Raw genomic sequence first — 6,106 nt, 5'->3', positions numbered from 1 at the left:
TGTTGAAGTCGTGGGCCAGCCCGCCGGTGAGCTGGCCCACCGCCTCCATCTTCTGCGACTGGCGCAGGGCCTCCTCGGTGCGCATCAGCTCGGCGGTGCGGGCCGCGACCTGCTGCTCCAGGCTCGCGTTGAACGCCTCCAGCTGCGCCTTGGCCCGCAGCTCGCCCTCGATGTTGCGCGCCTCGATCACCGTACCGATCGGCGCGCCGGCCTCGTCGCGGATCGGGCTCGCGGTGAAGGCCACGGGGTAGAACGAGCCGTCGCGGTGGACGAAGATCTCCTGGCCCTGCTCCTGGTTGTTCTCGGGGAACGCCTGATCGATCGGGCATTCGTGGAGCGGGTAGGGGCTCCCGTCGGGCCGGGTGTGGTGGACGACGTCGTGGAGCGCCTGTCCCCGGGTCTCCTCCAGGGTGTAGCCGGTCAGCCGCTCGGCGGCGCGGTTCATGTAGGCGCAGTGCTGGCGCTCATCCATCATGAAGATGGCCTGCGTCGCGTTGTCGAGCACCGCGTCGAGGCGGCGGGTGGTCTCGAGGAGGCGCTCCTCGGTCGCTTTGCGCGCGGTGATGTCGATGGCGGTGCCCAGCACACGCAGGCAGCGGCCGTCCGCGTCGAACACGCCGCGCCCCTTGGCCGCGACCCAGCGGACGAGGCCGTCCTCCTTGCCGACGGTGCGGTACTCGACATCGTAGAGCGCGCGCCGGTCCGGGTCGGCCGCGGCGGCGTAGGCGGCGCTCGTCTTCGGCCTGTCCTCCGGGTGGAGCCCGGCGTAGAAGTCGTCCATCGAGACCGGCACGTCGGGCGAGATGCCGAACATCGCCTTCACCCGCGCCGGCCAGAACAGGGTGCGGGCGACCGGATCGACGTCCCAGAAGCCGACCTCGGCATTCTCCACCGCGACGCGCAGGCGCTCCTCGCTCTCGGCGAGCGCCAGCTCGGCGGCGCGGCGCTCCTCGATATCGACTACCGAGCCGATATAGCCCAGGAAGCTCCCGTCGGCGGCGAAGCGCGGGCTCGCGGTGTCGATCGCCCAGCGATAGACGCCGTCGGCCCGCCGCAGGCGGTATTCGAGGCCGAAGCCCTCGCGCCGGGCATTCGCCCTCAGGAAGGTCTCGCCCGACCAGCCGCGGTCGTCCGGGTGGACGGCGTCGAGCCAGCCGAGACCGAGCGCCTGCCCCTCGGTCTGGCCGGTGAACTCGTACCAGCGCCGGTTGAGGTAGTGGCAGGCGCCGTCGGGATCGGTGACCCACATCATCACGGGCGCGTCGTCCGCCATGGTGCGGAAGCGCGCCTCGCTCTCGGCGAGCGCCGCGTTGCCGGTGATCCGCTCGGTCACGTCCGAGCCGTCGACGAAGACGCCGGTGATCGTCCCGCCCGCGTCCCGCATCGGCTGGTAGACGAAATCGAGGAAGCGGCGCTCCGGCACGCCGCCGGGGACGCGCAGGAGCGTCACCGGCGCCCCGTGCGCGGTGTGGGTGCGGCCGGTGGCGAACACCTCGTCGAGCAGCTCGAAGAAGCCCTGACCCTCGATCTCCGGCAGGGCCGCGCGCACCGGCTTCCCGAGGACGTCGCGGTGGGCCACGAGCCCGCGATAGGCGGCGTTGGCGAAGGCGAAGACGTGGTCGGGCCCGTCGAGCACCGCGACGAAGCTCGGCGCCTGCTCGAACAGCCGCGCGAAGCGCTCGCGCTCGGCCTGCATCTGCCGGCCGGCCCGCACCGCGGCGGTGGTCTCCGAACAGGCGCAGAACATGCCCGCCACCGTGCCGTCCTCGATCCGCACCGGCGTGTAGCCGAAGGCGAAGTGGGTCTCCTCCGGGTAGCCGTTGCGGTGCATCGTGAAGGTGATGTCGTCCATATGCGTGGCCTCGCCCGCATAGGCCCGCGACAGGATCGGCTCCACCTGGTCCCAGATGTCGTGCCAGACCTCGCCGAAGGGGCGGCCCAGGGCGCGCGGATGGCGGGCGCCGCACATCGGCGCGTAGCCGTCGTTGTAGAGCGTGACGTGGGCCTCGCCCCAGACGATCAGCATCGGCTGCTGCGAGCCGAGCATCACGCCGACCAGGGTCTTGAGCGCGACCGGCCACGCCTCCGCCGGCCCGAGCGGCGTCGCCGCCCAGTCGAGCCCGCGCATCAGCGCGCCGGCCTCGCCGCCGCCAGCGAGGAAGGAGGGGGTGGCGCTCACGCGGCCCGTTCCCCGCGCGGCCGCCGCCCGCCGGGACGCGGGACGGATCGGGGGATGGGCGGACGGGGGAGGTTCGGACAGGAGGGCCGGTGCGGGGACAAGATGGAAGCGAGACCGTGTGTTCGAGAGCGTTCAACGCGGTAGCCGGCCAGCCGTGCCATCGCCGGATGCAGAAGCGGTGCCGGGATCGTCACGGAGGCGTGCAATGGCCCTAACCGTCGGCCGTGCCAAGATGTTTGATCGCGCCGGCCGCCCATCGGCTCGGGACCGTCGGCGCCTTGCGCCGACGCACCGGCCGCGCCAGCATCCGGCGGCCGTCAGGCGGGCTTCCCGCACGGCGGCATCACACGCGGGCATGACACCCGAGGGAGTCCTTTTCGTGGACGCGCTGCCTTCCTTCTACGACGACCTCGACGGGTTTCGCGCGGAAGCGTGGCGCCGCCTCGCCGAGGGGGTGGGGAACCGGCACAGCCCCTTCCACACGCCCGCGCTGGCCACCGTCGATTCCACCGGCCAACCGCGGCTGCGCACCGTGGTGCTGCGCGCCGCCGCGACCGGGGCGGGGACCTTGCGTTTCCACTGCGACCGCCGCTCGGACAAGGCGCGGGAGATCGCCGACAGCGGGCTCGCCGCCCTCCACGTCTACGACGCACGCGCCAAGCTCCAGCTCCGCCTCGAAGGGCGGGCACGCCTGCACCGCGACGACGCGGTCGCCGACGCCGCCTGGGCCGCCGCGCTGGCGATGAGCCGGGTCTGCTACGGCATCGACCCCGCCCCCGGCACCGCGCTCGCGGCGGGCGACGCCTACGCCCTGCCGGACGAGGACCCAGAGGCGCGCCTCGGTCGCGGGAAATTCTGCGCGGTGGTGCTGACCGTCGCGCGGATGGATCTGCTCTACCTCGACCGGCGCGGGCACCGGCGGGCGGTTTTTTCGCGGGACGGCGAGGGGTGGAGGGGGACGTGGGTGGTGCCGTGAGGCGGCTCGGAATGGCCGTTTTTCCAGGGCGTCCCGCGATCACAGGCAGGGGTTGATCACCGGCTCGCGGGGAATCGATAGAAGATCCGTCACGCTCGCACGAAGCTTGTCCGCGCCGCCCGCGCGCAGGGCTTGATAGACGAGCATGGAATCCTTCGCGCACAGGCTGACGTGGGGGACGACCATCCGGTCGCGGGCGGCACGCTGCGCCGTGATCTGCTCCAAGGTAAGCCCGGGCCGGCTGTTCTCGACCACGAACCGATCGATCCGCTCGATCGAGCGGCGGACTTCGCGCTGGAACTCCGGATCCTCCCCGGCGCGGCATCCGGAGCCGATCTTCTCAACCCCTTCCAAGAGGCCGAGCATGCAGAGGACGGCGCCTTTCCCCGTCGTGTCGATCTTGAGGACGCTGGTACCGTGCCGCTCGACCCTGATCCCGTTGACCGTCTCCACGGATGTCGGCTGGTCCGGTGTTTGAGCCACCCGTGCCCGATCCTCCGCCCGGACGAGCGCGGGAGAGGTCAGCATCGCGGCGAGGATCCAAGCCAGGGCGGCCATGCGCAGCATCGGACTCGTCCGTTCGGAAGGCGATTTCCCCGCAATGGTTGTAATCGCCGCGCCGCCGGGCGGCAATCTTTCCCGTGCTGGAGGGCCTCGTTTCGGAACCGCAGACTTGGTCATGCGGATCATGCGGGGGCCGCTTGCAATCATAGCCAGCTGATTCCTGCCTAAAATCAATGTTCGCTTCTGCCGTGAGCGACCGCACAGGTTTCATCTGGAGCTTGTCTTCGACGAGGACTACAAAGAGGTCTCACGGTCACCGGCTCCACGATGGCGGCCAAAATCGGCCATACCGCCTCCGCGCCTTGCGAAACGCCAGCCGCCGCGCCGGGCGAACGACTGACGGCCTTCGATCACCTGCGAGGCTTCGTTGTCGGCCTCGTGGTTTTCCATCACGCGGCGCTTGCCTACTGCACCTTCGGCCACATCGATCGGGAGAACTACGCGCTGTCCACCGCGCCCGTCGTGGATCCGCAGCGCTGGGTCGGCTTCGACCTTCTGGTGTGCCTGGACGACGGCTTCTTCATGCCGCTGCTCTTCCTGCTCTCGGGCCTGTTCGTCTGGGATGGGTTGATCCGCCACGGGGCTGGCGCCTTCCTCGGCGCGCGGATGCGCCGCCTGGGCTTGCCCTTCGCCATCGCCGTGCTGACGCTCATCCCGCTGGCCTACTATCCTGCTTTCCTCGAGGCCGGCGGAGCACCCGGCTTCGGGCACTTCTGGGTCGGAACGGTCACGGGCGGACCGTGGCCGAGTGGTCCGCCGTGGTTCGTCGGCGTCCTGCTGGCGTTCGACGCGGCCGCCGCACTCGTCTTCGTCCTCGTGTCGGGCCGCACCGCGGCCCCGTCAGCCAGCCCGTTCGCGCCGCGCCCGGTCGGCGGCTTCACGTGGCTCCTCGTCGGCTCCGGCCTGCTCTACCTGCCCCTGCTCCTCGCGGTCGGGCCGACCCGCTGGTTCGCCGTCGGCCCGCTCGCCATCCAAGCCAGCCGCATCGGCCTCTACGCAGGCTACTTTGCCGCGGGCGTCGGATTGGGTCGCTGCGGTCTGCAAGCCGTCAAACGGTTCGCTCTGGCCATCGGGCTCCGGTGGGCGGTCTGGGTCCTCCTCGCCACGATCACGGGGGCGGCGTTCATCGCGGCGGCGGCGTTCGCGCGCGGAGGCCCGCACGGGCCGGCGGCGGCGCTCGCCGTCTCGGGCACGGCACAGGCGGCCTTCTGCGCCGCCGCCAGCTTCGCACTCCCGGCCCTCTTCCTGCGCTTCGGAGGCAGCCGCTCGCCGGCCTGGGACAGCCTCGCGGCGAACGGCTTCGCCATCTACCTGCTGCACTACCCCTTCGTGACCTGGACGCAGTACGGCCTCCTCGCCGTGCCGGCCGGCGCCCCGATGAAGGGTGCGCTCGTCTTCACCGTCGCGCTCGCCGCGAGTTGGGCCGGCGCGTCATGCCTGCGCCGTCTGCCGGGGGTCGGCCGGATCCTCTGAGCGATGCCGAGGCTCGACAGGCCCGCGTGCGGCGAAAGCTTACCTCGCCCCTGAGATGCGGTGCCCGACCTCTAGCCCCAGGGATTGAAGACCCGCGCTCCGTCATTGCCGCGCCATGTCCGGAATGATCGTGCCAACCGACCTCGAGATCATCGGGGTTGCAGGCCCGCCCTTCGCCCCCTGCGATCCTCGGCAGTCAAACCGCTTGCATCCCGACCTCAGCCCACCGCCGCCACCCGCGCGAACCCCGCCTCCAGATCCGCCTTCAGATCCTCCGGATCCTCCAGCCCGATATGGAAGCGCAGCGCCGGGCCGCCCGGCTGCCAGCGGGTGGCGGTGCGGTAGACGGTCGGGTCGAAGGGGATGACGAGGCTCTCGAAGCCGCCCCAGGAAAAGCCCATCCCGAACAGTTCGAGCCCGTCGAGGAAGGCGGCGAGCGCCGCCTCCGAGACGGGCTTGAGGATCACGCCGAACAGGCCCGAGGCACCCGAAAAATCGCGCTTCCAGATCGCGTGGCCGGGATCGTCCGGCAATCCCGGATGCAGCACCCGCAGCACCTCGGGACGGGCCTGGAACCATTCGGCCATGGCGAGCCCGCGGGCGCCGTGCTCGCGCAGGCGCAGGCCCATGGTCCGCAGGCCGCGAAGCCCCAAAAAGATGTCCTCGGGACCGGCGCAGGGGGCGAAGTGCTCGTAGGTGCGCTTGAGCGCCGGATAGTGCTTCGCGTTGGCCGAGACGAGGCCGAGCAGCAGGTCGGAGCCGCCGCTGAGATACTTGGTGCCGGCCTCCACCGCGAGATCGACGCCGCGCTCGTGCGGCGGGAACAGCAGCGGCGTCGCCCAGGTGTTGTCCATCACCACCGTGCCGCCGCGGGCATGCATCGCCTCGGCGATGGCCGGCACGTCCTGCATCTC

At 71.1% G+C, this 6,106-nt stretch carries 5 protein-coding genes; 2 read left to right on the top strand and 3 right to left on the bottom strand.

Features of this window, described 5'->3' with window-relative positions:
• A partial coding sequence (locus MFF42_RS20555) for a PAS domain S-box protein (RefSeq protein WP_238257406.1) occupies window positions 1–2,179 on the bottom strand: 2,179 nt, incomplete at its 3' end.
• Window positions 2,180–2,558: 379 nt separating this feature from the next.
• Here MFF42_RS20555 and MFF42_RS20550 point away from each other — a divergent pair.
• Window positions 2,559–3,155: a pyridoxamine 5'-phosphate oxidase family protein gene (locus MFF42_RS20550; RefSeq protein ID WP_238257405.1), complete on the top strand. Its 597-nt coding sequence runs from the start codon at window positions 2,559–2,561 to the stop codon at window positions 3,153–3,155.
• A 39-nt stretch (window positions 3,156–3,194) separates the two neighbouring features.
• On the opposite strand, the gene MFF42_RS20545 is transcribed toward MFF42_RS20550, so the two are convergent.
• Window positions 3,195–3,845, bottom strand: a complete 651-nt coding sequence (locus MFF42_RS20545; RefSeq protein WP_238257404.1) for a hypothetical protein — start codon at window positions 3,843–3,845, stop codon at window positions 3,195–3,197.
• Between the two features lie 141 nt (window positions 3,846–3,986).
• Here MFF42_RS20545 and MFF42_RS20540 point away from each other — a divergent pair, with 141 nt between their 5' ends.
• A complete protein-coding gene (locus MFF42_RS20540; RefSeq protein WP_283206904.1) occupies window positions 3,987–5,192 on the top strand; it encodes an acyltransferase family protein in 1,206 nt (401 codons plus the stop codon).
• Window positions 5,193–5,410: 218 nt separating this feature from the next.
• Here the strand turns inward: MFF42_RS20540 and MFF42_RS20535 are convergent.
• Window positions 5,411–6,106, bottom strand: a 696-nt coding sequence (locus tag MFF42_RS20535) for a trans-sulfuration enzyme family protein (protein WP_238257402.1), incomplete at its 5' end; no start/stop codon positions are given.

This window comes from Methylorubrum podarium (genome assembly GCF_022179745.1).
GTDB classification, from domain to species: domain Bacteria; phylum Pseudomonadota; class Alphaproteobacteria; order Rhizobiales; family Beijerinckiaceae; genus Methylobacterium; species Methylobacterium podarium.
Note: the sequence above shows the minus strand (reverse complement) of the source record. Positions and strands in the feature narration are given on the sequence as shown.

Excerpts from the sequence above, each read along its gene's own strand:
- MFF42_RS20545 (WP_238257404.1), bottom strand. The coding sequence starts at position 3,845 with ATGATCCGCATGACCAAGTCTGCGGTTCCGAAACGAGGCCCTCCAGCA.
- MFF42_RS20540 (WP_283206904.1), top strand. The coding sequence starts at position 3,987 with ATGGCGGCCAAAATCGGCCATACCGCCTCCGCGCCTTGCGAAACGCCA.